Genomic DNA, 26,363 nt, shown 5'->3' on the forward strand with positions numbered 1-26,363 from the left:
TCCGCATGGGCGGCGGCTTCGCGCCCTTTGTGCTTTCATGGACAAACTCCTGATCCGCGGCGGCCGCCGCCTGCAAGGCGACGTCATCATCTCCGGTGCCAAGAACGCGGCCCTGCCTGACCTGTGCGCCGTGCTGCTCAGCGCCGAGCCGGTGGCGCTGGCCAACGTGCCGCAGTTGCAGGACGTCAACACCACGCTCAAGTTGTTGGCCAACATGGGCGTGACGGCCGAGCGCCGGGCCGATGACGCCAGCACGATGGTCCTGGATGCAGGCAAGGTCGACAACCCCGAGGCGCCCTACGAGCTGGTCAAGACCATGCGTGCCTCCATCCTGGTGCTGGGCCCGCTGCTGGCGCGCTTCGGCCGCGCCCGCGTGTCGCTGCCGGGTGGGTGCGCCATCGGCTCGCGCCCCGTCGACCAGCACATCAAGGGTCTGCAGGCCATGGGCGCGCAGATCACGGTCGAGCACGGCTACATCGAGGCGCGTACGCCGGCCGGCGCAGACGGCCAGCCCGGTCGCCTCAAGGGCGCGCGCATCACCACCGACATGGTCACGGTCACGGGCACCGAAAACCTGATGATGGCTGCGACGCTCGCCGAGGGCGAGACCATCCTCGAGAACGCCGCGCTGGAGCCGGAAATCGTCGACCTCGCCAACCTGCTGATCGCCATGGGCGCGAAGATCGAAGGGCAGGGCACGCACCGCATCCGCATCCAGGGTGTCGAGCGCCTGCACGGGCTGCCGCTGGCGCAGGCCCACCAGATCATTCCCGACCGCATCGAAACGGGCACCTTCCTGTGCGCCGTGGGCGCGGCCGGCGGCGACGTGACCCTGCGTCGCACCAACGGCGATCTGCTCGAGACCGTGATCGACAAGCTGCGCGAAGCCGGCGTCACCATCGATGTGGGGGCTGACTTCATCCGCGTGCAGGGCACCGGCCGCCCGAAGGCCGTGGGCTTCCGCACCAAGGAGCACCCCGGCTTCCCGACCGACATGCAGGCCCAGTTCATGGCGCTCAACTGCGTGGCCGATGGCACGGCCGCCATCCACGAGACCATCTTCGAAAACCGCTTCATGCACGTCAACGAGCTGATCCGCCTGGGCGCGAAGATCGAGGTCGACGGGCACAGCGCGGTCGTCACCGGCGTGCCCAAGCTGTCGGGTGCCACCGTGATGGCCACCGACCTGCGCGCCTCGGCCAGCCTCGTGATCGCTGGCCTGGTGGCCGAAGGCGAGACGCTGGTCGACCGCATCTACCACCTCGACCGGGGCTACGACCGCATGGAAGCCAAGTTGCTCGCCATCGGTGCCGACATCGAACGCGTGAAGGGCTGAAACACATGATCACCCTCGCGTTGTCCAAGGGCCGCATCTTCGAAGAGACCCTGCCGCTGCTGGCCGCCGCCGGCATCCAGGTGACCGAAGACCCGGAGAAGTCCCGCAAGCTCATCCTGCCCACCACCCGTGACGACGTGCGCGTGGTGCTGGTGCGGGCCACCGACGTGCCCACCTACGTGGCCCACGGCGGCGCCGACCTGGGCGTGGCCGGCAAGGACGTGCTGATCGAGCACGCCGCCGGCGAAGCCGACACCGGCCTGTACCAGCCGCTGGACCTGAACATCGCCAAGTGCCGCATGAGCGTGGCCGTGCGCGCCGACTTCGACTACGAAGCCGCCGTGCGCCAGGGCTCGCGCATCCGTGTGGCGACCAAGTACACGACCATCGCGCGCGAGCACTTTGCCAACAAGGGCGTGCACGTCGACCTCATCAAGCTGTACGGCTCGATGGAGTTGGCGCCGCTGACCGGCCTGGCCGATGCCATCGTCGACCTGGTCTCCACCGGCAGCACGCTGAAGGCCAACAAGCTGGTCGAGGTCGAGCAGATCATGAACATCAGCTCGCGGCTGGTGGTCAACCAGGCTTCGCTCAAGCTCAAGCGTGAGCCGCTGCGCGCCATGATCCAGGCCTTCGAATCCGCTATTCCGCGTTGATGCGGGCCGTGGGGCAGGGGTGTTCGGTTTCCGCTAAGGCGCTGATCGAGACAAGCCATCGCCAGCCCCGTCCCCAGCCGGTCGTTTTCTGAGATCCTCGAGACCATGACAGTCCAGATCCGCCACCTCGCCACCACCCAGTCCGACTTCGAAGCCGCCTTCAAGCAGGTGCTGCACTGGTCGGCCGAGACCGACACGGCCATCGAAGACCGCGTGGCCGCCATCCTGGCCGATGTGCGCCTGCGCGGCGACGAAGCCGTGCTCGAGTACACCGCCCGGTTCGACGGCCTGAGCGTACCCGGCATGGCCGCGCTCGAACTGGGCCAGTCCGAACTGAAAGCCGCCTTCGACAGCCTGCCCGCCGAACAGCGCACCGCGCTCGAATCGGCCGCGCAGCGCGTGCGCAGCTACCACGAGCGCCAGAAGCAGGCCTGCGGCCTGAGCTGGGCCTACCGCGACGAAGACGGCACGCTGCTGGGCCAGAAGGTCACGCCGCTGGACCGCGTCGGCATCTACGTGCCCGGCGGCAAGGCCGCCTACCCGTCGTCCGTGCTGATGAACGCGATCCCCGCCCACGTGGCCGGCGTCGAAGAGATCATCATGGTTGTGCCCACGCCGCGTGGCGAGAAGAACCCGCTGGTGCTGGCCGCCGCCTACGTGGCGGGTGTCAGCCGCGCCTTCACCATCGGGGGCGCCCAGGCCGTGGCCGCGCTGGCCTACGGCACGCGCACCGTGCCCAAGGTCGACAAGATCACCGGCCCGGGCAACGCCTACGTGGCCAGTGCCAAGCGCCGCGTGTTCGGTGAGGTCGGCATCGACATGATTGCCGGCCCCAGCGAGATCCTCGTGCTGGCCGACGGCACCACGCCGCCCGACTGGGTCGCCATGGACCTGTTCAGCCAGGCCGAGCACGACGAGCTGGCGCAGAGCATCCTGCTGTGCCCCGATGCGGCCTACATCACCCGGGTGCAGGAAGCCATCGACCGCCTGCTGCCCACCATGCCGCGCGCCGAGATCATCCGCGCCTCGCTGGAAGGGCGCGGCGCGCTGATCCACACCCGCAGCATGGAAGAGGCCTGCGCCATCAGCAACCGCATTGCGCCCGAGCACCTGGAAGTGAGCAGCAACGAGCCCAGCAAGTGGGAGCCGCTGCTCAAGCATGCCGGCGCCATCTTCCTGGGTGCGTACACCAGCGAATCGCTGGGCGACTACTGCGCCGGCCCCAACCACGTGCTGCCCACCTCGGGCACGGCCCGCTTCTCGTCGCCGCTGGGCGTCTACGACTTCCAGAAGCGCTCCAGCCTGATCGAGGTGAGCGAAGCCGGCGCCCAGACCCTGGGCAAGACGGCGGCGGTGCTGGCCTATGGCGAAGGCCTGCAGGCCCACGCCCGTGCCGCCGAACTGCGCCTGAAGGACGGCGGTCAGTGATGGCCCTCGCTTCGCAGACTCCGGTGCAGGCCGACGCCCTCCAGGCCGTCTTCCGCGATGACGTGCGTGCCATGCACGCCTACCACGTGCAGGATGCGGCCGGCTACATCAAGCTCGACGCGATGGAAAACCCGTTCGCCCTGCCGCCCGCGCTGCAGGACGAGCTGGGTCGTCGCCTGAGCCCGCTGGCCCTGAACCGCTACCCCGGCCCGCGCATCAACGACCTGCATGCCGCGCTGCGCGCCCACGCCGGCATCCCGGCCGACATGGGGCTGGTGCTGGGCAATGGCTCGGATGAACTGATCAGCCTGCTGTGCACCGCCTGTGCCCGCCCCGGCGCCACGGTGCTGGCGCCCGTGCCCGGCTTCGTGATGTATGCCGTGTCGGCGCAGATCGCTGGCATGCAGTTCGTGGGCGTGCCGCTCACCGCCGAGTTCGAGCTCGATGCCGACGCCATGGTGGCGGCCATTGCACAGCACCGCCCGGCGCTGACCTTCATCGCCTACCCCAACAACCCCACAGCCAACCTGTGGGACGATGCTGCGATCGACCGCGTGGTGCAGGCCGTGGCCGACAACGCCGCCGCCGGCCACCCAGGCCTGGTCATCATCGACGAGGCCTACCAGCCCTTTGCCTGCCGCAGCTGGCTGCCCCGCGTCGCGGCGCACCCGCATGTGCTGCTGATGCGCACACTCAGCAAGTTCGGCCTGGCCGGTATCCGCCTGGGCTACATGACGGGCCGCGCCGACCTGATCGAGCAGGTCGACAAGGTGCGCCCGCCGTACAACATCAGCGTGCTCAACACCGAGGCCGCCTTGTTCGCGCTCGACCACGCCGACGAGTTCGCGCGCCAGGCCGAGGTCATCAAGGCCGAGCGCCAGCGCCTCATGGCCGCGCTGGCCGCGATGCCGACGGCCCGTGCCTTCCCCAGCGAAGCCAACATGATCCTCGTGCGCGTCCCTGACGCGGCCGCGGTCTTTCAGGCTCTGAAAGCGCGTGGGATCCTGATCAAAAATGTCGCAGGCCTGCATGGTTTGCTGGCAAACTGTGTCCGGTTGACCGTGGGCCTGCCCGCGGAAAACGACGCGCTCATCGCCGCGCTGCGCGAGGTGCTGAGCGAACCCCTGAACGCCCCTCAAGCATGAACGCTCCCGACCAGGTGCCTGCCTGCACCGACCGCGTGGCCGAAGTCACCCGGAACACCGCCGAAACCCAGATCACCGTGCGCGTCAACCTCGACGGCACAGGGGCGGCCAAGCTGCACACCAGCATCGGCTTCTTCGACCACATGCTCGACCAGATCGCCCGCCACGGGCTGATCGACCTCGACATCCATGCGGTGGGCGATCTTCACATCGACGGCCACCACACCGTCGAAGACGTCGGCATCACGCTGGGCCAGGCCTTTGCCAAGGCTGTGGGCGACAAGAAGGGCATCCGCCGCTACGGCCACGCCTACGTGCCACTCGACGAGGCCCTGTCGCGTGTGGTCATCGACTTCTCCGGCCGCCCGGGTCTGCACATGCACATCCCGTTCACCGCGGGCAGCATCGGCGGCTTCGACACCCAGCTCACGTTCGAGTTCTTCCAGGGATTCGTGAACCACGCCGGCGTGACCCTGCACATCGACAACCTCAAGGGCACGAACGCGCACCACCAGTGCGAGACCGTGTTCAAGGCCTTTGCCCGGGCCCTGCGCGGCGCGCTCGAGCGCGACCCCCGCATGGCCGGCATCATCCCGTCCACCAAGGGCTCGCTGTGAGCCTGTCTGCCCCGATCGCCCTCTGACCCCATGAGCCAGACCCCGACCGTTGCCGTCATCGATTACGGCATGGGCAACCTCCGTTCCGTGTCCCAGGCCGTCGAGCACGCGGCCAAGGACCTGGACCTGAACGTCGTCGTCACCAACGACCCGGCTGTCGTGAAAGCCGCCCAGCGCGTCGTGCTGCCGGGCCAGGGGGCCATGCGCGACTGCATGCGCGAACTGCGCGAAGCCCACGGTGGCGACCTGTTCGGCGCCGTGCTGGATGCTGCGGCCACCAAGCCGCTGATGGGCGTGTGCGTGGGCATGCAGATGCTGCTGGACCACTCCGAAGAGCAGGACACGCCCGGCCTGGGGCTGATCCCCGGCAAGGTGATCCGCTTCCGCCTCGGAGGCCAGACCCAGCCCGACGGCAGCCGCTACAAGGTGCCCCAGATGGGCTGGAACCGCGTCTACCAGTCGCGCCACGCGGGCGTGTGGGGCGGTGAGCCGCATCCCGTGTGGGCCGGCGTGCCCGACGGCAGCTACTTCTATTTCGTCCACAGCTACCATGCTGTTGTCGACAATCCCCAACACAGCGCCGGTGAAACCGACTACGGTGTGCGCTTTACCTGCGCGGTGGCCCGGGATAACATTTTTGCCACGCAGTTCCACCCGGAAAAGAGCGCCGAACACGGCCTGGCCCTGTACCGCAATTTCCTTCTCTGGAAGCCGTGACGTCGCTCCCTGCCGAGTGGCAGGGATCTTCGCCCACAATGTGCTCCGTTTTCTTCCCTCCACTCTGGCACGACTGCCATGCTGCTGATCCCTGCGATTGACCTCAAAGACGGCAAGTGTGTTCGCCTCAAGCAAGGCGACATGAACGACTCCACCACCTTCGGAGAGGACCCGGCCGCCATGGCGCGGCGCTGGCTGGATGCCGGCGCGCGCCGTCTGCACCTGGTGGACCTGAACGGGGCGTTTGCCGGCAAGCCGGTGAACGAGGCCGCGATCAAGGCCATCATCAAGGAGGTCGGTGACGAGATCCCCGTGCAACTCGGCGGCGGCATCCGTGACCTCGACACCATCGAGCGCTACCTGGATGACGGCCTGAGCTACGTCATCATCGGCACGGCGGCCGTCAAGAACCCGGGCTTCCTGAAAGACGCCTGCTCGGCGTTCGGCGGGCACATCATCGTGGGGCTGGATGCCAAGGACGGCAAGGTCGCGACCGATGGCTGGAGCAAGCTCTCCGGCCACGAGGTGGTGGACCTGGCCAAGAAGTTCGAGGACTACGGCGTCGAAGGCGTGATCTACACCGACATCGGCCGCGACGGCATGCTCTCGGGCATCAACATCGAGGCCACCGTCAAGCTGGCCCAGGCGCTCACCGTGCCCGTGATTGCCTCGGGCGGCCTGTCCAACCTGGCTGACATCGAGCAGCTCTGTGCCGTCGAAGGCGAGGGCGTCGAAGGCGTGATCTGCGGCCGTGCCATCTACAGCGGTGACCTCGATTTCGCGCTGGCCCAGAAGCGCGCCGACGACCTCAACGGCGGCCTCTGATGCTGGCCAAACGGATCATTCCCTGCCTGGACGTGACGGGCGGGCGTGTCGTGAAGGGCGTCAACTTCGTCGAGCTGCGGGATGCCGGTGACCCGGTCGAGATCGCGGCGCGCTACAACGAGCAGGGCGCCGACGAACTGACCTTCCTCGACATCACCGCCACCAGCGACGGTCGCGACCTGATCCTGCACATCATCGAGGCCGTGGCCTCGCAGGTCTTCATCCCGCTCACCGTGGGTGGGGGCGTGCGCACGGTTGAAGACGTGCGTCGCCTGCTGAACGCCGGCGCGGACAAGGTCAGCTTCAACTCGGCTGCCATCGCCAACCCGCAGGTCATCCGCGATGCGTCCGACAAGTACGGCTCGCAGTGCATCGTCGTGGCCATCGACGCCAAGAAGCGCCAGGGCGATGACCTGGCTGCGCGCGGCGAGGGCTGGGACGTCTACAGCCACGGCGGACGCAAGAACGTCGGGCTCGACGCTGTGGCCTGGGCAAAGCAGATGGCCGAGCACGGCGCCGGCGAGATCCTGTTGACCAGCATGGACCGCGACGGCACCAAGTCCGGCTTCGACCTGGCCCTGACCCGCGCCGTCAGTGACGCGGTGGGCGTGCCAGTGATCGCGTCGGGCGGCGTGGGCAACCTCGACCACCTCGCTGATGGCGTGCAGCAGGGCGGTGCCGATGCCGTGTTGGCCGCCAGCATCTTCCACTACGGTGAGTACACCGTCGGTGAGGCCAAGGCCGTGATGGCCCGGCGCGGCATCCCCGTGCGCCTCTGACGCTCCACGGGCCTCGCCGCTGTGGTGAGGCCGACCGCGCAGCGGACGTGCAGTCCGTCACGTTGTCCGTTTCTCTCATGGTTTGCCTGATGGCGGCGCCGGCATGGTCGGCGTACGGTCCACTCAGGCATCACCGGTGTCCTGTGCCACAGGCCCTGTCAGGCTGGCAGGTCAGGCCGCCAGAACACCGGACCAGCGTGGAAGGAGCGTGACATGCCAGCTCGTCATGGTTTCAAGCCGCTTGAGCTCTCGGGCCTTTCTCAGGCCCCGACCTTGCCGCGCGTCGTGCGCGCGGCGCGCCCGGAAGACCCGGCCCTCAGCCTGATCACCGACCTGCACCACGGCCCCTGTGTGGTCGCCAGTCACCTCGATGGTCTTCCGCAGACCCTGCATCTGATGATGCGCGCGGGGGTGCGGATGGTGTTCGTGTCAGGCGCCGACGGCAAGCTGGTGGGCATGGCCACAGCCGAGGACATCCAGGGTGAGCGTCCCGTGCTGAGGGCGTCCAGCCACCACGTGCCACACCGTGAACTCACCCTGGCCGACGTCATGACCCCGGTGCACCTCTGGGAAACGGTGGACCTGCACCGCGTGCGTCATGCCAGCCTGGGCGACGTGGCCGCCACCCTTCAGGAGCATGGTTTGCGCTACCTGATCGTCACGCAGCGCAAGGGCAGCGAGGTGACCCTGCGGGGCCTGTTCTCGGCAAGCCGGCTGGAGATGGCCATGCGCACCGCCATCGAGCCGGACCGGCACTCACGCAGCTTTGCGGAACTGGAGCAGGCCCTGGCGCACTGAGATGGCCAGCTGCTGTCCCACCGTTCAACCCGCGGCGGTGGGGGCGGCTGAAGCGACAGGCAGCCACAGCGCGAAGCGGGCGCCGGAGCCCGGCCGGTTGTCGACCACCACGCGTCCGCCATGGCGCCGGGCCACCGTGTCGATGAACACGAGCCCCAGGCCGATCCCGGGTGGCAGACGCGCCGGGCGCCCTTGTTCGCCCCGCTCATAGCGCCGGAACAGGCGGCCCAGTTCGGAGGTCGGGATGCCGGGGCCCTGGTCCTCGACGGCGATCACATGGTGGCCTTCCTGAGTGGCGATGCTCACGGTGACAGTGCTGTGCGCCGGGCCGAATTTGACGGCATTGCCCAGGAGGTTCACGAGGGCGCGGTGCACCAGGTAGTCGTCCACCACAGCCGGCTGGCGGCGTTCTCCGTCCCAGGTGCGCTGCAGCGTGATGTCCTTCAGCTGCGCGCGCAGGCTCACTTCGTCGATGCACTCGTCGGCCAGAGAGTGCAGGTCGGTGCGCTGCAGGGTGACGGGGCGGTTCTCGGCGCGCATCACCTGCAGCAGCTCCTCGCACAGGTCCAGCGTACTGCGTGCCAGGCTTTCGATGTGCTGCAGCGCCTCGTCGGGGCTGGGCCCATGCCCCATCTGCTGCAGTTCGACCAGGGCGAGCAGCGAAGCCTGGGGCGAGCGGATGTCATGCGCGATGAAGGCCATCAACTCCTGGCGCTGCATCTCGGCGTGGCGCAACTCGGTCACGTCGGTGGCGCACACGATCACCCCGCCAAGGCGTGGGACCTCATCCGGCCAGACGTCCTCGTCGTCCGGTCCTGCAGGCGCGCGCATCGGCACGAGGTGAACCAGGTACTGGCGACCATGGGGGCCGCTCGCCTCGGTGGTCACAGGAGACGGCTGGGGCATCTCGTCGTCTGCGATGCCGCGGCCCGGTTGGGACGCCACGCGCTGGAACAGCAGGTCCCACGAAGGTGCCTCGACCGGCGTCAGGGCGGCCAGCACCGCAGTGAGCGGTCGACCGAGGATCGCGGTCGATCCATCGAGACCCCCCATCACCGCGGCCTGGTGGTTGGCCTGCGTCACGCGGCCATCGGCATCGGTCACCAGCACGGCATCGGGCAGGGCGGTCAACGTGTCGGCCAGCAGTTGCCGCGCTTCACGGAGTTGGGCGCCGGCCTGGCGCAGCGCCGCGGTGCGCTGGTCCAGCAGATCCCCTGCCTTCGGGGCGGGGCGCTGTCCCGTTGTCCCGAGGGGGGCCTGCGCGATCAGGTCGAGCTCGTCCTGCAGGGCGTGCGCCGTCGCCTCCAGACGCCGCCAGCTCCAGACGGGGTAAGCCAGCATGGCGACGAGCACGGTGCTGAAGGGCGCCCACCAGATGTCGAAGGCCATGAGCAGCCACGACCCCGTGAGTGCGCCCGCCGACAGCGCGACGGCGTGGGCCAGCGCCTTGCGTGGGGTGACGGTCTGAAACGACCAGCCGAGCAGCAACACCAGCGTGGCTGCGATCGCGGCCTGAATGGGGCGGGGTACCGTGAACAGGGCGCCGTCGTGGCGCAGGTTGGCCAGCAGTTGGCCCGTCACCTCGACGCCGGGCATGCCGGTGCTCTGGCTGGTCACAGGGGTCAGAAAGGTGTCGGCCAGGCCGCGTGCCGTCACCCCGATCAGCACATCGCGCCCGGTGAAGGTGCGGGCAGGCACCTCGCCGCGCAGCAGGGCCGCCATGGACACGTGCCGGATCCGACCCGGCGGGCCGAGAAAGCGGATGGCCATGCGGTCCGTGTGCAACCATCCCGCCTCGGGCGCAGACTCCGTTGGCGCGGGGTGCAGCGTCTGTGGCGTGTCTGCGCGCTGAAGGCGGGAGGTGCCCTGATCGCCGGCGCTGCCGACCTGCATCAGCGCCAGGGCAGGGTGCGGGTAGCCGGCGCTGCGGGTGCCGGCATGCAGCCACGCGTGCCGCAGCACGCCATCGACGTCCAGCGTCACGTCGGCGTGCGCCAGCAGCGCATGGGCGCGGAAGGCGGGCAGGGGGAGCAGTTCGTGCCCCTGGCCCAGGCTGTTCACGGCGTGGCCGACAGGCAGGACCACCCGGGCGCTGCGGGCCAGGGCCTCGCTCATCAACTGGTCCTGCGCGGGGTCGCTGTCAGGCTCGGTCATCAGCAGGTTGTAGAGCACCGACCGAGGGCGGGCCTCGGTGATGAGGGTCAGCGCCTGGGCGTGGATGGCCCGGCGCCACGGCCAGCGGCCGATCGCTTCGAGGCTGGCGTCGTCAATGGCGACGATGACGATGTCGTCCGGCGCGCTGCGTGTCCACGTGAGCTGTGCGGCGTCGTGCACCGTCTGGTCCAGTCTCCAGGTCCAGTGGCCCCAACTGGCCCAGCCTGCGAGGACGGCCAGCACCAGGCTCAGCCAACGCCATTCACGCTGCCACGTGGGGTCGGCGGTTCGCGCTGCCCGGTCGATGGCGGGCGTCATGCTGTGCGGCAAGGCAGTTCAGGCACGTCAGGGCGGCGACACGGCGAAACGACCGCTGGCGCCAAGGCACTCGCCCGTTCCGCTGCGCACACAGGCGGGCAGGACCAACTGCTGAGGGGCCGTCCACGGTCCGATGAAGCCGTCGGGGTCGATGGCGCGGTAGCGCACGTGAAGCAGCCCCCCTTCCTGGGGTTTGGGCAGCACGATGCGGGCGTCGCCACTGCGCTGCGTGGCTGCGAGCGACTGGAAGCCGGTGTCGCGCCCGAGTTGCAACTCGAACACCTGGCCCGGTTCGCCCTGCATCTGGAAGGCCAGGGTGTCGTCGGTGACCTGGGGGGCCGGCAAGGCGGCGGGCTGGGGCCGCACCGAGAACCGCAGTGGATCGCCCCAGGGCCCCCGGTCGGAGCCGGCGGCCGTGGTTGCCACGCGCCAGTGATAGTCACCCGGCGGCAGGGACACGTCCAGCGCGGTCTCGGTCAGGTCCTCCCGGTCGAGCAGCGGCGACTGGAAGTCGGCCGCGGTGGCCACCTGCACACGGTAGCGCCAAGCCTTCGGGTGGGCGGCCCATGCCAGCGGCACCGAGGCCGTTCGCCACTTCGAGCCAGGGGCCGGCGTGGCCGCAATCGGCGCCTCGGGGCGGGCCTTCAACTTGAATCGGTGGATGGCGTCAGGGCTCTCCAGGCCTTGCGCGTCGATGGCGCGTGCACGCAGCACGTAATCGCCGTCGGGCAGATCGGCGAAGCGAAGTTGCGGGGTGTCGCTCGTCACCTCGCCCCGGACGATCTGGAACTGCTCGTCTTCGGCCACCTGTCCCCGGTAGGCCACGGCCTGGGGCACCGAGGGCAACTGAAAGCGCACGAGGATGCGTTCCTGAAGCGCAGGCAGGCCCGCAACGTCCGGTGCCACTGGCAGAGGGCGGGCTGGGACCGGCGCCATGCCCGCCTGGGCCACGGTGCCGAAGCCGGCACGCACCAGCGTTTCGCCCCGACCACCCTGTACGGCAACGGCCCCGGTAAGGGTCTCGCCACGTGTCTGGCCGCGGGTCGCATCGGCGTCCACGCGGAACTCCGTGCCGCGCACGCCCAGCACGGCCTGCGGTGTCTTGACCTGAAAGCGCGGTTCGCCCCCGGTCATGTGGGTCACCAAGGCTTCGACACGGCCGCGAACGACCTCCCACACCGAAGCGAAGAAACCGGCTTGCTGGTACTGACGCGAGGTGTCGAGCCGCGCCTCGGTGTCGGCCTGGATGCGCAACACCGAGCCGTCGGCCAGCTTCACCGTGACATAGCCATTGCCCGCTGTGCGCACCACGCTGCCCGGCGGCAAGGCATCGCCCTGGCGGATGCTGCGCGGTGCGCCGTCCGGGGCCTGCAGGCTCGCGTCACCCACGGCCGCCAGCACCGTGCCGTCACGCGGCTCGTGCTTCAGCAGGCGGACAGGGAAACGCAGGCGCGTGCCCACCGGAATGCGACGCGGGGCCTCGATCCGGTTGAGCGCGGCCACCTGGCGCCAATCCTGCGGTCTGGCCAGCAGGCGCTCGCCGAGCGCGATGAGCGTGTCGCCTTCGCGCGTTTCGTAGATCAGCGTGTCGGCAGTCGGGGCGGGGGGGGTGGCCTGGCTGCACGGAGCCAGTGCCAGCAGCATTCCCGCCAGCGTCAGGACCCGGCCGGGGAGGGGGTGGAAATACGCCATCTGGCGAGCTTAGCGGATGCCCAAGGACGCTCAGGCCGGATTGGGCACGTCGATGAACACATGGGTGAGGTCGAAACGTTCACTCAGGTGGGTACCGAGCGCCTGCACGCCGTACCGCTCGCTGGCATGGTGGCCGCAGGCGAGAAAGGCCACCCCGGTCTCCCGCGCGTAGTGCGCCTGCGGCTCGGACACCTCGCCCGTCAGGAACACATCGGCGCCGGCGCCAATGGCCTGCTCGAAGTAACCTTGCGCGCCCCCGCTGCACCATGCCACCCGGCGCAGCGGGCGCCCGTCGCCTGGCAGCACGACCGGCTCCCGGTCCAGCGCAGTCCTGACCCGGCAGGCCAGTCCGTCCAGCGTCAGCCCTTCGGGCGCCGCGCCCAGGAAGCCCAGATCCTGATCGCCGAACCGCGCATCGGCCGCCAGGCCCAGCTTTTGCCCCCATTGGGCGTTGTTGCCCAGCTCGGGGTGGGCGTCCAGCGGCAGGTGGTAGGCAATCAGGTTGATGTCGTGCGCGAGCAGCTGGCCCAGGCGCTGGCGCATCCAGCCGGTCACGCGGCCGTCCTGGCCCCGCCAGAACAGGCCATGGTGAACCAGAATGGCATCGGCTCCCTCGGCCACGGCGGCTTCGATCAGCGCCAGGCTGGCCGTCACACCGGTGACCAGTTTGCGGATGGACGGTCGCCCCTCGACTTGCAGCCCGTTCGGCCCATAATCCTTGAAACGGCCTGCGTCCAGCAGCATCTGGGTGTAGCTGACCATCGAGTCTCTGTCGATCACGGCAGTCCCTTTCTGGACGGTGATGTTGAATGCGTAGAACCTGGTTGATTTTCTCCCAGACCGTGACGGTCGCCGTGGCAGTGCTTTTTGTGCTGTCCACGTTCAAGCCTCAGTGGATCCAGTCTCTGACCTGGCGCCAGGGCCTGCCTTCGCCCACCGTGCTGTCGGCCCCCACGGCCCGGTCGGCCAGTAAAACGCAGCCAGGTGGCTTTGCCGATGCGGCACGCCGTGCGGCGCCCACCGTCGTGAGCGTCATCACCAGCAATTCCGGCGCGCGCCACCCGCACAGCCGCGATCCATGGTTCCGCTACTTCTTCGGCGATCAGGAAAGCCAGCCGCAGTCGGGCGTGGGCTCGGGTGTCATCGTGTCGCCGGAAGGCTACGTGCTGACCAACAACCACGTGATCGACCGCATGGAAGACATCGAAGTCATGCTGGTCGATGGCCGCAAGGCCCGCGCCAAGGTCATCGGCACCGATCCGGATACCGATCTGGCCGTGCTCAAGGTCGACCTCGACCGCCTGCCGTTCATCGCCTTCGGCAACTCGGATGAGCTACAGGTGGGCGATGCCGTGCTGGCCATCGGCAACCCCTTTGGTGTCGGCCAGACCGTCACCTCGGGCATTGTCAGTGCGCTGGGCCGCAACCAGTTGGGCATCAACACTTTCGAAAACTTCATCCAGACGGATGCCGCCATCAACCCGGGTAACTCGGGCGGGGCGCTGGTCGACGGGGTGGGCAACCTGATCGGCATCAACACCGCCATCTACTCACGTTCGGGGGGCAACATGGGCATCGGGTTCGCCATCCCGGTCTCCACGGCCCGCCAGGTGCTAGACAGCCTGATTCAGGAAGGCCAGGTCACACGCGGCTGGATCGGTGTCGAGCCGCGCGACCTGACGCCCGAGATCGCGGAGACCTTCAACCTGCCGGTGCGTGACGGTGTGCTGATCACCGGGGTGCTGCAGAACGGCCCGGCCGCCCAGGGCGGCTTGCGTCCCGGCGACGTGGTGTTGAAGGTGGGCAAGACCGGGGTGGCCAACACCGCCCAGCTGCTCAATGCCGTGGCGGCACTGAAGCCGGGGCAGGCCGCACCGGTGGAGGTGCTGCGTGAAGGGCAGGTGGCCCGGCTCACGGTGGTGCCCGCGCGCAGGCCCAAGCAGCCGCTGCGCCCGCAGGAAGACGACGAGGATTGAACAAAGGGCCCCGCAGGGCCCTTTTTCATCGCCGCGCCGGAAGGGGCGTCATGCGGAAGGCGGCTCGGACGAAGAGGCGCCCGCGGAGTCGGCGTCGGGTGCCTGCGTGTGCTTGACGAACAGGATCGCGCCCCAGATGCCCAGTTCATACAGCAGGCACATCGGGATCGCGAGCGCCAGCTGGGACACCACATCGGGCGGCGTCACCACGGCGGCAATCACGAAGGCAATGACGATGAAGTAGCTGCGGAAAGCGCGCAGCTTCTCGATCGTGACCATGCCCATGCGGGCGAGGATGATCAGCACCACCGGCACCTCGAACGCTGCGCCGAATGCCAGGAACATGTTGAGCACGAAGCTCAGGTAGGCCTCGATGTCCGGTGCTGCGGTGATGCTTTTGGGGGCAAAACTCTGGATGAACTTGAAGACCTGCCCGAACACGAAGAAGTAGCAGAACGCCACGCCGATGAAGAACAGCACCGTGCTCGTGATGATCAGCGGGTACACCAGGCGCTTCTCGTGGGTGTAGAGGCCGGGCGCCACAAAAGCCCAGATCTGGAACAACACGACCGGCAGGGCCAGCATCAGTGCGGCCAGCATCGTCACCTTGATCGGCACCATGAAGGGCGAGATCGGGTTGGTGGCGATCAGGGTGGCCCCCTTGGGCAGGTGCGACACCAGCGGCGCCGCCAGCAGATCGTACAGACCCGAGGGTGAGGGGTAAATGGCCAGCACGGCGAAGGCGATGCCCACCGCGATCACGCACCGGATGAGCCGGTCGCGCAGTTCGATCAGGTGGGAGACAAACGGCTGCTCGGCGCCCGTGGGCTCTTCCGGGCGTTGGGAGGGGTCACTCACGGTGGATCACGGATGGCGAGAGGCGCCCGAAGCGGGACGGAAGCGCGCCACGCGGGCCGCGCCAGACTGCACGTGACGGCGAACGCCGTGACGCTGCTTGTACCAGAGGGGCGTGGCGCCGCGCTTGAGGCGCCAGTTCTTGCGCTCGGGCAGCGGATTGCCGTAGTAGGGCGTGTGCGTCAGGTCGTTGTAGAAGCTGCCACCTGCTGACGACGCTTCGTTGACGTCCTGACCCGACAGGGCCTGGCTGGCCTCGTTGAGACCTTGTTGAACCTGGCTGCCCAGATCGCGCGCCGCGTCGCTGATGTCGGTCTGCATCTTGCGCAGTTCCTCGACCTCGATGGAGCGGTTGACCTCGCTCTGGACCTGCTGCACGTAGCGCTGCGCCTTGCCGAGCAGCACGCCCACCGTGCGTGCGACGCGAGGCAGCCGCTCCGGGCCGAGCACGATCAGCGCCACAGCCCCGATCAACGCGATCTTGTCGATGCCGAAATCAATCATGGCGCGGAACCCCGGCCGCCTTCAGCAGGCGGCCACCGCGGGGTGTGAAGATCACGACTTGGTCTTGGCGTCAACGTCGACCGTGTTGGCATCGGTGCGGTGGGCGCCGGTCACCTGCTGAGGAGGCTGCTCGGGGCTGCCGCCGTCCTTCATGCCGTCCTTGAAGCCCTTCACGGCAGCGCCGAGGTCGCTGCCAACGTTCTTGAGCTTCTTGGTGCCAAACACCATCCCCACCAACACCACCACTAAAAACCCGTCCCAGCTGCTGAATGAACCCAGGTGCTCTCTCCAACGCGGCCTCCGGCCGCAACGACTACAGGAAAAATGACGCTCCTCGGCTGGGCCGGGGCACCGTGCATGCGCGAATGGTAGACCTGCAGGCTGTCAACTGTATGACGACCGCCCCTCGGCATCACTCACACCACAGGTTTGTTGCCGGGAGCCGACCTCCGCGCGAACTCTTCGAGGCCCGAAAGCCCCTCGCGCCGCGCCAGCTCGGCGACCACATCGTGCGGACCGAGCCCGAGGTGGGCCATCGCCACCATCGAGTGAAACCACAGGTCGGCCAACTCACCCACCAGCGCCTGGCGTGCCGTGGCCGAGTCCGGTGCGGCGGCCAGGTCCTTTGCGGCGAGCACGGTCTCAGTGGCCTCCTCGCCCACCTTCTTCAAGATGGTGTCGGTGCCCTTGTGAAACAAGCGGGCCACATAACTTTTTTCCGGGTCACCGCCCTTGCGGGAAGCGATCACGTCGGCCACACGGGCCAGCACGTCGAGGTGGTCGGGGGTGTCGCTCATGGTGGCGCTTACTTGTAAATCTGGTTCGGGTCTTTCAGCACCGGTTCGGTGCTCACCCACTGGCCATTCTCGTACTTCTGGAAAAAGCAGCTGTGCCGGCCGGTATGGCAGGCGATGCCGGGTTCGTGTCCCAGTTGCGTCACCTGCAGCAGCACCACATCGTTGTCACAGTCCAGACGGATCGCGTGCACTTTCTGGATGTGCCCCGATTCCTCGCCCTTGTGCCAGAGCTTGCCGCGCGAACGGCTGAAATACACCGCCTCACCCAGCTCGGCGGTCTTGGCCAGCGCGTCGCGGTTCATCCAGGCGAACATGAGCACGTCGCCGGTCTGTGCTTCCTGCGCAATCACGGGCACCAGGCCCTTGTCATCCCAGCGGATGTCGTCCAACCAATTCATAGACTGGCAGTGTAGCAATCGCGGGGCCGGCCCTGGGGTTTCCCCGCTCACAATATCGTGTGTCTTCCACCTCTGCTCGAACTGCGCCATGACCACCTCCCCGTACTCCGCTTCCCCCGACGCAGCGGCCGCCGCGCGTCTGGCGATCACGATGGGCGACGCCTGCGGGATCGGCCCGGAGATCGTCGCGCGCTGGTGGGTCGACCAGGCAACGCCGTCTGCCGTCGTGGTGGGGGATCCGGCCGTGATGACGCGGGCGATCGGCTGGGTGGCGCCGGGCCGCGTGGCGGTACAGGCCTTGTCCTCGCCGCACGAGGCGTGGGCCTTGCCGGCCGGCACGATGGGCGTCTGGGCGCCGCCCGGCATGCCGGCCGACCTGGTGGCTGCGCCCGTCGGGCAGGTTGACGAGCGGGCAGGGCGGGCGGCGGCCGCGTGCATCCGTGAGGCCGTTCGCCTGGCGCGAAGCGGGGAAGTCGACGCGATCGTGACCGCGCCGCTGCACAAGGAAGCGCTCGCGTTGGCCGGCGAGCCTTACCCGGGCCACACCGAGCTTCTGCAGGCGGAGGGTGCGGCGCCGGGAGAGCCGCCGGCGCCCGTCCGCATGATGCTGGCCAATGACCAGCTCAAGACCGTGCTGGTCACCATTCATGTGGCCCTGCGCCGCGCCATCGAACAGGTGACGCTGCCCGCGGTGCTCGAAACCCTGCGCATCACCCACCGTGCTGCGGCCACCTGGGGTGTGGCGTCGCCCCGCATCGCTGTGGCCGGGTTGAACCCGCACGCGGGCGAGGGCGGCCTGTTCGGCGACGAGGAACTCACCATCATCGGTCCGGCCATCGAGGCAGCCCGGGCCGAGGGCATCGACGCGCATGGGCCGGTCGCACCCGACACCGTCTTCATGCGTGCCCGCCACGATCCCCCGGCCCATCCGGGTGAGTTCGACGTGGTGGTCGCGATGTACCACGACCAGGGCCTGATTCCGGTCAAGTACATGGGGCTCGATCAGGGCGTGAACGTGACACTGGGGCTGCCTTTCGTGCGGACCAGCCCGGACCATGGCACCGCCTTCGACATTGCCGGAACGGGGCAGGCCGATGCCAGCAGTTTTGCTCAGGCCGCCGCCATGGCGCGCCGCATGGTGGCCGGCCGAAGGGCCGCGCGCTGAGCCCTCAGGCTGCCGAGCGTCCGCCGGTGCCGAGCGCCGCCAGCTGACGGCGGGCCCGCATCGTGGCGCGTTCGAGCAATTCTGACTGCTCGAAGGCCTTGAAGCGGCCGGTGTCGCACATCTTGGCCAGTGTGCGCGCCGTCAGCGAAATGGTCTTCTTGTGCAGATGCCCCTGCGTGAAGATGAAGAACGTGCGGCCGTCGCTCACCCAGGTCAGGCGCACCTTCTTCCATTCGCCCTGCATCAGCATCTGGTAGGCAGTCCCCTTCTGCACGTGGTGCACCAGCTGCAGGCCGGCCACCGGCGGCGGCGGGGCGTCGAGGTTGATGTCCACCTCCATCAGCGAAGGGTCCACCTCGCCGGCGGGCTCGTCCAGGTCGATGTCGAGCGGCTCCATCGAGACCGACGTCTCCGGCACGAAGCCCGCTTCCTGCACCTCTTCTGGCGTCAGCGCGGAGACCACCGTCAGCACGGGTGGCGACTGCAGGTCTTCGATGGCGGCGGGCAGCGGGTCGTTTGCCGCGTCTTCCCGGCTGGGGATGTCGATGCGCTCGACCTTGTTGAGTTGCTGCTCCAGCAGGCGTTGCGTCAGATCGTGGTGCGGCGCCTGCTTCAGGCATTCGGCATGGGCGGGCAGCAGTTGCGAGAAGAAGGCCTGCTTCGCTTCCTCGGGCCATTGAATCAGCGCCAGGCCCTCGTTGAGGTCCTTCATCAGCTGGGGCAGCGTCATCAGGAAGGCCTTGCGCAGGGCGGGTGAGCCCTTGGGCTGCACACTCAGCGCCAGATCGTGACCCGCCTTGCGCATCCGGGCGGCAAATGCCGATTGCGTGCCATCGCGGGCCGAGGCCATCACCTGCACCTGGCTCCAGATCTGCGTCAGGAAGTCGCGCACGAAGTCGGGCATCGACACGTCGGCCAGTTCGCGCCGCAGCAAGTGCATGTAGCGTTGCTGCACGCGCAGGTCGGCCTCCTTGCCGCTCAGCAGTGCCTGAACAGCCGCGTTCTCGGCAGACTCGCGGGCGTTGCTCGACTCGATGTGCCGTTCCAACTCCGACAGCTTGGCTTCGTAAAGCGCCATGTTGTCGAAGTCGCCGTCCACGATGTCGTTGACCAGCGCCGTGACCTGCTCCAGACAGGATTTCCCGGGGCCTGCCTCCAGCGTGTCGTACGCGACCGACAGCGTGGCAATGCGGTTCACGAAGCGCCGCACCGGGTGCTTGCGTGAATGGAAGAAGCCCATGTCGGCCAGCGCGACGCGGAGCACCGGCATCTGCAGCCGGGCAATCTGGCGCGCCATCTCGGGCGCCACCTTCGGGTCGGACAGCACCTGGTCGAACAGCGCGGCCACGATGTCGATGACCATCTGGTCCAGCGCGGCCCCTCCGCTCGTGCGGATCAGTTCATCGCGGTGGGCGCGGATCAGGTTGGCGGCCATGAGCCGGCCGGCAAAGCCAGGCGCGGTGCCGGCGTCGCCCCCATCCGGCTCCTGCGGCGCCAGGGCATCGGACCACGACGGCCCCGCTGCCTGGCGGTTGATGCGTTGCAACAACGCCTGGAAGTCCGAGGAGGCCGGCGCCAGCTGGCCGGGATGCACGCCCCCGCCCGTTGCCTGGGCGCGCAGGCGCATCGGCGGCAGCGATTCTTCGGCCGGGGCCGGCATCGTGACGCCGAACATGTGGCTCAGCGCATGGGCCGCCCGAAGGTGCGCCTCCGAGGGCGGGCCGCCCGCACCACGCCAGGTGGGGCCCTCGTCATGGCGCCCGACCTCGTCGGTCACGGGCCCGCCAAGACTGGACGGGCGGGTGCTCAGAGGCGCCTGCCCGCTGGCCAGTCCCCCGCCACTCAGCGAACCGGGCCCGGTGCTCGCACGGCTGCGCTGCACCGTCATCGCCTGCGGGCGGATGCCATGAGAGCGCAGGTGCGCGATGATCTGCTGATAGCAGGGACCGAGCAGCGGACCCAGAACCCTGCCCAGGTGGTGGCCAAGCAGCTGCGCCACCTCAGCGTCGCTCTCGACTTCTGCGACGGCCTCCAGCAGGGCGTCTGCCAGCCGCGCGGGGCGAAGGGCATGCCGTTCGAGCTGGTTCGCCGCCAGCAGCGTGGCAAGGTGGTTGTCGAGCTCCGCCAGCACCTCATGGCACTCGCTGGCGAGCGACTGGCCCAGCCGCTCCGCGTGAACGCCGCGCTCGACCTCGGCGTTGTCGACCAGGGTGAGGGCAGACCAGTCCGCGTCGCGTGTCAGGCGGACCTGCGTGCCATCGCCCTCCTCGCGGCCGCCAAACGTCTTCTGAAGGCGGGCAATCAGGGCCCGGGCAAATGCCTGGTTGAGACGCGGTGTCTGGCGCCGCAGCACCCCGTCCACGTTCATCAGCAACTGGCGCTGCAGGTTGCTGGTGGCGGCCATCGCCAGCGGGCCGGTCTGCAGCACCAGGCGATCGAGCGCGTCCGACACCGCCGCCTGCACTCGGCTGGCGGCGGCCTGGACGATCGCGTCGTTTCGCGGGTCGGTCACGGGGGCGCTTCCTCTTACATGGGCTGACCAGCCAGCGATGCCGGTGGCATCGACGGCACTCGGTACGAGCTTATCGGCCGCGCTGCCGCAGCCTTGTGTCTATTTTGCAAATTGTCACCAGTCTCACGGTGGCATACATTCGTCCAAACGGCTCTTTCCCGATCGCGAACGTGGCACTCCGTCGGCCTTGTGGCGCAAATGACGCACATTGATCCAGACCAGAGTCTCAGCACGGCGGACAGCGATGCGCCAGGAAGGCGGTGCGCGTCCGTTAGAATGCGCGGTTGACCCCATTCAATGTCATCGTCCTCAAGGAAAACCATGAGCAATCAGCCAGTGGACCAAAGCCGTCGGACCTGGGTGACCATGGCCTGCGCCGCCGGTGGCGTGGGCGGCGTGGCCACAGCCATCCCCTTCGTTTCGACCTTCCAACCTTCCGAACGTGCGCGTGCTGCCGGCGCGGCCGTGGAGGCTGATATCAGCGCCCTCAAGCCGGGCGAGATGATGACGGTCGAGTGGCGCGGCAAGCCCGTGTGGATCATGAAGCGCACGCCCGAGCAGCTTGCCGCACTGAAGAAGATCGATCCGCAACTGGCTGATCCGAATTCCGAACGCAAGCCGGCCGAACTCACCCCCGAGTACTGCCGCAACACCCATCGCTCGATCAAGCCGGAAGTGCTGGTGGCGGTCGGCATCTGCACCCACCTCGGATGCTCGCCCTCCACCAAGTTCCAGTCCGGCCCGCAGGCGTCGCTGCCCGACGACTGGCCGGGCGGCTTCCTGTGCCCCTGCCACGGCTCGACCTTCGACCTGGCCGGCCGGGTCTTCAAGAACAAGCCCGCTCCGGACAACCTGGAGATCCCGCCCCACATGTATCTGTCCGACAGCAAGCTGCTGATCGGTGAAGACAAGAAGGCCTGATCGGAGACCCCACGATGGCTGAAATGAAACAAGCCCCCGCCGGCGCTGGCGCTGGTGAAAAGCTCCTCACCTGGGTGGACAACCGGTTCCCGGCCACCAAGCTCTGGAACGAGCACGTCGGCGAGTACTACGCGCCGAAGAACTTCAACTTCTGGTATTTCTTCGGCTCGCTGGCGCTGCTGGTGCTGGTGATCCAGATCGTGACCGGCATCTTCCTGGTCATGAACTACAAGCCGGATGCCGAACTGGCCTTCGCCTCGGTCGAGTACATCATGCGTGATGTGCCCTGGGGCTGGCTGATCCGCTACATGCACTCGACCGGCGCCTCGGCGTTCTTTGTCGTGGTGTACCTGCACATGTACCGCGGTCTGATCTACGGTTCGTACCGCACCCCGCGTGAACTGGTCTGGATCTTCGGCTGCCTGATCTTCCTGGCGCTGATGGCCGAAGCCTTCATGGGCTACCTCCTGCCCTGGGGTCAGATGTCGTACTGGGGCGCCCAGGTGATCATCAACCTGTTTGCTGCCATCCCGTTCGTCGGTCCTGATCTGGCGATCCTGATTCGCGGCGATTACGTCGTGGGCGATGCCACGCTGAACCGCTTCTTCTCGCTGCACGTGATCGCCGTGCCGCTGGTCCTGCTGGGCCTGGTGGTCGCGCACATCATCGCGCTGCACGAAGTCGGCTCGAACAACCCGGACGGCGTCGAGATCAAGGCCAAGAAGGACGCCAACGGCAAGCCGCTGGATGGCATTCCGTTCCACCCGTACTACTCGGTGCACGACCTGCTGGGCGTGGGCGGTTTCCTCATGGTGTTCACGGCCGTGATCTTCTTCATGCCCGAACTCGGTGGTTACTTCCTCGAGTACAACAACTTCATCCCGGCTGACCCGTTCAAGACCCCGCCGCACATTGCACCGGTCTGGTACTTCACGCCGTTCTACTCGATGCTGCGTGCCACGACCGACCTGATGGTCAACGTTCTGGCCATCATCATCGCGCTGGGCGCCGTTCTGAATCTGGTCAAGGGCAAGGGTGACGGCAAGGCCAAGGTCGCGGGTCTGGTGATCGCCGCTGTGGTCATCGGTCTGCTCAAGACCTTCGAAGCCAAGTTCTGGGGCGTGGCCGTGATGGGCGGCGCCGTGGTGATCCTGGCCGGGCTGCCCTGGTTCGACAAGAGCCCGGTGAAGTCCATCCGCTACCGTCCGGGCTGGCACAAGATCGTCTACGCGGTCTTCGTCGTCAATTTCGTGATCCTCGGTTACCTGGGCGTGCAGCCGCCATCGCCCACGGGTGAACTGGTGTCGCAGGTTGGCACGCTGCTCTACTTCGGCTTCTTCGTGCTGATGCCGTGGTGGAGCCAGCTGGGTACCTTCAAGACGGTGCCCGAGCGCGTCACCTTCAAGCCCCACTGATCGACGCAGGAAAGAACAACCATGAAAAAACTGCTTGCCTCTTTGCTGGCTGCCCTTGCCCTGGTGACGGGTGCTCAGGCCTCGGGCGGTGACCTGGTCCTCGACAAGTTCCCCAAGGAGCGCGTGACCGACCTGGCCGCCCTGCAGAATGGCGCCAAGATCTTCGTCAACTACTGCCTGAACTGTCACGCAGCGGCCTTCATGCGCTTCAATCGCCTGAAGGACATCGGCCTGACCGAACAGCAGATCAAGGACAACCTTCTGTTCCCGACCGACAAGGTGGGTGACGTGATGAAGGTGTCCCTGAATCCGCGCGACGCCAAGGAATGGTTCGGTGCCGTGCCGCCTGACCTGACCCTGGTGGCCCGTTCGCGTGCCAGCCACTCCGGCACCGGTGCAGACTACCTGTACACCTACCTGCGCACCTTCTACCGCGACGACACCCGTCCGACCGGCTGGAACAACCTGACCTTCCCGAACGTCGGCATGCCGCACGTGCTGTGGGAACTGCAAGGGGTGCGCGAAGCAAAGTTCGTGACCGAGCCGGATCCGCATGCTGCGGGCAAGACCGTGCACCGTTTCGACGGCTTCGAGCAGGTCACGCAGGGTAAGCTGTCGCCGCAGGAGTTCGACAGCGCCATGGCTGACCTTGTGGCCTACCTGCAGTGGATGGCCGAACCCATGCAGACTCAGCGCACCCGCATCGGCGTGGGCGTGCTGATCTTCCTGGCGATCTTCACCTTCATTGCCTGGCGCCTGAATGCCGCGTACTGGAAAGACGTGAAGTAAACGCGCGACGCGGCTTCGCCCCTCGGTGAGCCCGTCACCAGCGCAGTGGCCTTGAAAAGGGTCACTGCGCTTCGTTGTTTTGTGGCGCAACGCGCCACCTGCCTCTTTTGACCTTAGGAGCCACCGCCATGATGGTGCTGTATTCCGGAACGACCTGCCCCTACTCGCACCGTTGCCGTTTCGTCCTGTTTGAAAAAGGCATGGATTTCGAGATCCGTGACGTCGACATCTTCGCCAAGCCCGAAGACATCGCCCTGATGAACCCGTACAACGAGGTGCCCATCCTGGTGGAGCGCGACCTCATCCTGTACGAGTCGCACATCATCAACGAGTACATCGACGAGCGCTTCCCGCACCCGCAGCTGATGCCCGGCGACCCCGTGGCCCGTGCCCGCGTGCGCCTGTTCCTGCTCAATTTCGAGAAGGAACTGTTCGCCCACGTCAACCTGCTCGAAGGCCGCGGCGGCATCAAGGCCAACGACAAGCAGCTCGAGAAGGCCCGTTCGCAGATCCGTGATCGCCTGACCCAGCTTGCCCCGATCTTCCTGAAGAACAAGTACATGCTGGGCGACGACTTCTCGATGCTCGACGTGGCCATCGCCCCGCTGCTGTGGCGCCTGGACTATTACGGGATCGAGCTGTCGAAGAACGCGCTGCCGCTGTTGAAGTATGCTGAGCGCATCTTCTCGCGCCCCGCCTACATCGAGGCGCTGACGCCTTCCGAGAAGGTCATGCGCAAGTGATCGCCCCGTGACCGCCCAGGACCAGAACGAGCATGTCCACTGAACAAGAAGCACAGGGTTCGTCCACGCGGCCCTATCTGATCCGTGCATTGCACGACTGGTGCACCGACAACGGGTTCACGCCTTATCTCGCGGTGTACGTGGACCGGTCCGTTCAGGTCCCCCAGGAGTACGTCAAGAACAACGAGATCGTGCTGAACGTCAGCTTTGAGGCGACCAGCCAGCTGCAGTTGGGCAATGAGTTCATCGAGTTCAAGGCGCGCTTTGGCGGCGTGGCACGCGACATCTCCGTGCCGGTGGACCACGTGATCGCCATCTATGCCCGCGAGAACGGGCAGGGCATGGCGTTTCCGGTGCCGACGTCATTGGGTGGTGAAGGGCAGGACGCCCCGCCCTCGACCGGGACGGTGGTGGACGGCGTGCACGAGGGTGTCGATCGCACCCCGGTGAGCAAGGAGGAGGCCACCGAGCGGCCGCCGGCCTTGCGCCTCGCCCGAACCCCGAAGCCGGCCAAGAGCCGGCCGGTCGAGCCTGTGGCCGTGGTCGACAAGGGCAGTGAGGATCCGCCGCCCGAGCCTCCCGGTGGTGGCGCCCGACCCACACTGCGGCGGGTGAAGTGATCCGCTGTGTAGAATGAGGGCGTTGCCGGCTTAGCTCAGTTGGTAGAGCAACCGCCTTGTAAGCGGTAGGTCGTCAGTTCGAATCCGACAGCCGGCACCAGACAAAGAAAGAGGCCCCTTGCGGGGCCTCTTTCGTTTTGGCCAGGCCGCAGTGTCAGATGCACTGCAGCCCGGTCAGGCAGCTCAGGCGGCCTTGCGGCGGCGAGCCATGACGCCAGCGACGCCCAGACCAGCCAGCATCAGGGCGACCGACGAAGGCTCCGGCACGGCCGTCACTTCGATGGTCGACACGATCGAGCCGTAGTTGGTGATGCCTTCCAGGGCGCTGATGCCAGGGGCCAGCAGGCCCAGCGACTTCGAGAACGTGTTGAAGGCTTCACCGCCGATGCCGCCGGCGATGGTCAGGCCGCTCAGCGTGTTCGTCAGGACGCCAGCACGCACCGTGGTGTCGCCGGTGATGGTGGCGAAGTCCCACAGGTAGAAGTTGGTCAGCGTGCCCACGCCGTTGCCGCCCACGATGTCCACGTAGACGCGCTTGGTCGTCAGGTCAGCGTGGATGTTGGTCACCGACAGCGAGCCGCCGCTGGAGGCCAGGTTGTCCTCGCCGTCGATCACGCCTTCCACGGTCATGTTGGCACCGCCAGCGGTGTAGGCGTCCGTCACGTTGCCGCCGCTCACGGCCAGGCCGGTGATCGGGGCAGTGAAGGTCGGGCGGTTGCCTTCGGTGTTCTGATAACGGCCGGTGGCGGTCGTCTTCAGCACGGCGGTGGCGGGAGCGGCCTCGGCCAGCTTGATCTGGCCGGTGTTGATGGCCGTGACCAGCGAGCGGTCGAACGTCAGCGTGCCGGTGCCGCCAACCAGGGTGAAGCCATCGATGCTCCCACCGACGCTGACGTTGGCGGGCGCTGCGGAAGCCGCGCCCATGGCGATGAAGGAGGCGGTGGCAATGATGCTCTTCAATGCGAGTTTCATGAGTATCCCCATTTGTGTTGCGGCGCTTGCGGGTTCAAAGCAACGTCAGGCGGCCGCTTGGGCCTCACGCCGGCCACTGCAAACTGCAGAGGCGAACGTAGGGTAATGGCCGTTACCGAGGCGCGCCGTGAGTTTTTGTGTGCGCTTCGTCACGGCCGTCATCTACCCGGCTGGGAGCAAAGGACGACAGGCAAGAGGGAGCCGGTTTGCATCGTCGTGCGCCACTTCAGG

General features: G+C 67.4%; 26 protein-coding genes and 1 tRNA gene. 17 read left to right on the plus strand and 10 right to left on the minus strand.

Features of this window, described 5'->3' with window-relative positions; genetic code table 11:
- Positions 1 to 37: 37 nt before the first annotated feature.
- The 9 genes from murA (at position 38) to Q0Z44_RS00225 (ending at position 8,301) form a co-directional block, all read left to right on the plus strand.
- The gene (gene murA / locus Q0Z44_RS00185; protein ID WP_298008355.1) at positions 38 to 1,336 is read left to right on the plus strand and encodes a UDP-N-acetylglucosamine 1-carboxyvinyltransferase; all 1,299 of its coding nucleotides are present in this window, start codon (positions 38 to 40) and stop codon (positions 1,334 to 1,336) included.
- A gap of 5 nt (positions 1,337 to 1,341) precedes the next feature.
- Positions 1,342 to 1,992 carry an ATP phosphoribosyltransferase gene (gene hisG, locus Q0Z44_RS00190; protein WP_109035407.1) on the plus strand — a complete coding sequence of 217 codons (651 nt, stop codon included), beginning with the start codon at positions 1,342 to 1,344 and terminating at the stop codon, positions 1,990 to 1,992.
- 105 nt (positions 1,993 to 2,097) lie between these two features.
- Positions 2,098 to 3,420, plus strand: coding sequence for a histidinol dehydrogenase (gene hisD, locus Q0Z44_RS00195; protein ID WP_298008359.1), 1,323 nt, complete (start codon positions 2,098 to 2,100; stop codon positions 3,418 to 3,420).
- Complete coding sequence (hisC, locus tag Q0Z44_RS00200) at positions 3,420 to 4,565, plus strand: histidinol-phosphate transaminase (protein WP_298008363.1); 1,146 nt, start codon at positions 3,420 to 3,422, stop codon at positions 4,563 to 4,565. Before hisD ends, hisC begins: the two co-directional genes overlap by 1 nt.
- Positions 4,562 to 5,182 carry an imidazoleglycerol-phosphate dehydratase HisB gene (gene hisB, locus Q0Z44_RS00205; RefSeq protein WP_298008366.1) on the plus strand — a complete coding sequence of 207 codons (621 nt, stop codon included), beginning with the start codon at positions 4,562 to 4,564 and terminating at the stop codon, positions 5,180 to 5,182. Before hisC ends, hisB begins: the two co-directional genes overlap by 4 nt.
- A 30-nt stretch (positions 5,183 to 5,212) precedes the next feature.
- Positions 5,213 to 5,899, plus strand: coding sequence for an imidazole glycerol phosphate synthase subunit HisH (gene hisH / locus Q0Z44_RS00210; RefSeq protein ID WP_298008369.1), 687 nt, complete (start codon positions 5,213 to 5,215; stop codon positions 5,897 to 5,899).
- A 78-nt stretch (positions 5,900 to 5,977) separates the two neighbouring features.
- A complete protein-coding gene (gene hisA / locus Q0Z44_RS00215) occupies positions 5,978 to 6,724 on the plus strand; it encodes a 1-(5-phosphoribosyl)-5-[(5-phosphoribosylamino)methylideneamino]imidazole-4-carboxamide isomerase (protein ID WP_298008372.1) in 747 nt (248 codons plus the stop codon).
- Entirely contained in the window at positions 6,724 to 7,503 is a 780-nt protein-coding gene (hisF, locus tag Q0Z44_RS00220) for an imidazole glycerol phosphate synthase subunit HisF (RefSeq protein WP_109035417.1), read from the plus strand. The genes hisA and hisF overlap by 1 nt, the downstream gene beginning before the upstream one ends.
- A gap of 213 nt (positions 7,504 to 7,716) precedes the next feature.
- Positions 7,717 to 8,301, plus strand: coding sequence for a CBS domain-containing protein (locus tag Q0Z44_RS00225; protein ID WP_298008376.1), 585 nt, complete (start codon positions 7,717 to 7,719; stop codon positions 8,299 to 8,301).
- Positions 8,302 to 8,325: 24 nt separating this feature from the next.
- Here the strand turns inward: Q0Z44_RS00225 and Q0Z44_RS00230 are convergent, their stop codons facing one another.
- From Q0Z44_RS00230 to Q0Z44_RS00240, 3 genes are all read right to left on the minus strand, one after another.
- Positions 8,326 to 10,773, minus strand: coding sequence for a CHASE2 domain-containing protein (locus tag Q0Z44_RS00230; protein WP_298008379.1), 2,448 nt, complete (start codon positions 10,771 to 10,773; stop codon positions 8,326 to 8,328).
- Between the two features lie 27 nt (positions 10,774 to 10,800).
- Positions 10,801 to 12,417 carry a FecR domain-containing protein gene (locus Q0Z44_RS00235; RefSeq protein ID WP_298008382.1) on the minus strand — a complete coding sequence of 539 codons (1,617 nt, stop codon included), beginning with the start codon at positions 12,415 to 12,417 and terminating at the stop codon, positions 10,801 to 10,803.
- Positions 12,418 to 12,495: 78 nt separating this feature from the next.
- Positions 12,496 to 13,227, minus strand: a complete 732-nt coding sequence (locus tag Q0Z44_RS00240) for a Nif3-like dinuclear metal center hexameric protein (protein ID WP_298008825.1) — start codon at positions 13,225 to 13,227, stop codon at positions 12,496 to 12,498.
- 47 nt (positions 13,228 to 13,274) lie between these two features.
- On the opposite strand from Q0Z44_RS00240, the gene Q0Z44_RS00245 reads away from it, so the two are divergent.
- Positions 13,275 to 14,441, plus strand: a complete 1,167-nt coding sequence (locus Q0Z44_RS00245; protein ID WP_298008385.1) for a trypsin-like peptidase domain-containing protein — start codon at positions 13,275 to 13,277, stop codon at positions 14,439 to 14,441.
- A 48-nt stretch (positions 14,442 to 14,489) separates the two neighbouring features.
- Here the strand turns inward: Q0Z44_RS00245 and tatC are convergent, their stop codons facing one another.
- The 5 genes from tatC to hisI form a co-directional block, all read right to left on the minus strand.
- Positions 14,490 to 15,299, minus strand: coding sequence for a twin-arginine translocase subunit TatC (gene tatC, locus Q0Z44_RS00250; protein WP_298008387.1), 810 nt, complete (start codon positions 15,297 to 15,299; stop codon positions 14,490 to 14,492).
- Between the two features lie 6 nt (positions 15,300 to 15,305).
- Complete coding sequence (locus Q0Z44_RS00255; protein WP_298008390.1) at positions 15,306 to 15,800, minus strand: twin-arginine translocase TatA/TatE family subunit; 495 nt, start codon at positions 15,798 to 15,800, stop codon at positions 15,306 to 15,308.
- Between the two features lie 51 nt (positions 15,801 to 15,851).
- The gene (tatA, locus tag Q0Z44_RS00260) at positions 15,852 to 16,079 is read right to left on the minus strand and encodes a Sec-independent protein translocase subunit TatA (RefSeq protein WP_298008829.1); all 228 of its coding nucleotides are present in this window, start codon (positions 16,077 to 16,079) and stop codon (positions 15,852 to 15,854) included.
- Between the two features lie 137 nt (positions 16,080 to 16,216).
- Positions 16,217 to 16,597, minus strand: a complete 381-nt coding sequence (locus tag Q0Z44_RS00265) for a phosphoribosyl-ATP diphosphatase (RefSeq protein WP_298008393.1) — start codon at positions 16,595 to 16,597, stop codon at positions 16,217 to 16,219.
- A gap of 8 nt (positions 16,598 to 16,605) precedes the next feature.
- Positions 16,606 to 16,995: a phosphoribosyl-AMP cyclohydrolase gene (gene hisI / locus Q0Z44_RS00270; RefSeq protein ID WP_298008395.1), complete on the minus strand. Its 390-nt coding sequence runs from the start codon at positions 16,993 to 16,995 to the stop codon at positions 16,606 to 16,608.
- A gap of 88 nt (positions 16,996 to 17,083) precedes the next feature.
- Here hisI and pdxA point away from each other — a divergent pair, with 88 nt between their 5' ends.
- Entirely contained in the window at positions 17,084 to 18,160 is a 1,077-nt protein-coding gene (pdxA, locus tag Q0Z44_RS00275; protein WP_298008398.1) for a 4-hydroxythreonine-4-phosphate dehydrogenase PdxA, read from the plus strand.
- Between the two features lie 4 nt (positions 18,161 to 18,164).
- On the opposite strand, the gene Q0Z44_RS00280 is transcribed toward pdxA, so the two are convergent.
- Positions 18,165 to 20,672, minus strand: a complete 2,508-nt coding sequence (locus tag Q0Z44_RS00280) for a DUF1631 family protein (RefSeq protein WP_298008401.1) — start codon at positions 20,670 to 20,672, stop codon at positions 18,165 to 18,167.
- Between the two features lie 321 nt (positions 20,673 to 20,993).
- Between Q0Z44_RS00280 and petA the strand changes: the two genes are divergently transcribed.
- From petA to Q0Z44_RS00310, 6 genes are all read left to right on the plus strand, one after another.
- Positions 20,994 to 21,593 (plus strand): ubiquinol-cytochrome c reductase iron-sulfur subunit, encoded by a 600-nt coding sequence (gene petA / locus Q0Z44_RS00285; protein ID WP_298008406.1) that lies wholly within the window; start codon positions 20,994 to 20,996, stop codon positions 21,591 to 21,593.
- Positions 21,594 to 21,607: 14 nt separating this feature from the next.
- Positions 21,608 to 23,008, plus strand: a complete 1,401-nt coding sequence (locus Q0Z44_RS00290; RefSeq protein WP_298008410.1) for a cytochrome bc complex cytochrome b subunit — start codon at positions 21,608 to 21,610, stop codon at positions 23,006 to 23,008.
- A 21-nt stretch (positions 23,009 to 23,029) separates the two neighbouring features.
- Positions 23,030 to 23,797, plus strand: a complete 768-nt coding sequence (locus Q0Z44_RS00295) for a cytochrome c1 (RefSeq protein WP_298008412.1) — start codon at positions 23,030 to 23,032, stop codon at positions 23,795 to 23,797.
- Between the two features lie 128 nt (positions 23,798 to 23,925).
- Positions 23,926 to 24,540 (plus strand): glutathione S-transferase N-terminal domain-containing protein, encoded by a 615-nt coding sequence (locus Q0Z44_RS00300; RefSeq protein ID WP_298008413.1) that lies wholly within the window; start codon positions 23,926 to 23,928, stop codon positions 24,538 to 24,540.
- 32 nt (positions 24,541 to 24,572) lie between these two features.
- Positions 24,573 to 25,160: a ClpXP protease specificity-enhancing factor gene (locus tag Q0Z44_RS00305; RefSeq protein ID WP_298008414.1), complete on the plus strand. Its 588-nt coding sequence runs from the start codon at positions 24,573 to 24,575 to the stop codon at positions 25,158 to 25,160.
- A gap of 24 nt (positions 25,161 to 25,184) precedes the next feature.
- Positions 25,185 to 25,260: transfer RNA gene (locus tag Q0Z44_RS00310), tRNA-Thr, on the plus strand.
- A gap of 83 nt (positions 25,261 to 25,343) precedes the next feature.
- Here Q0Z44_RS00310 and Q0Z44_RS00315 read toward each other — a convergent pair.
- Complete coding sequence (locus Q0Z44_RS00315) at positions 25,344 to 26,132, minus strand: PEP-CTERM sorting domain-containing protein (protein ID WP_298008419.1); 789 nt, start codon at positions 26,130 to 26,132, stop codon at positions 25,344 to 25,346.
- Positions 26,133 to 26,363 lie beyond the last annotated feature (231 nt).

The organism is uncultured Aquabacterium sp., from assembly GCF_947366995.1.
Classification (GTDB): Bacteria; Pseudomonadota; Gammaproteobacteria; order Burkholderiales; family Burkholderiaceae_C; genus Aquabacterium.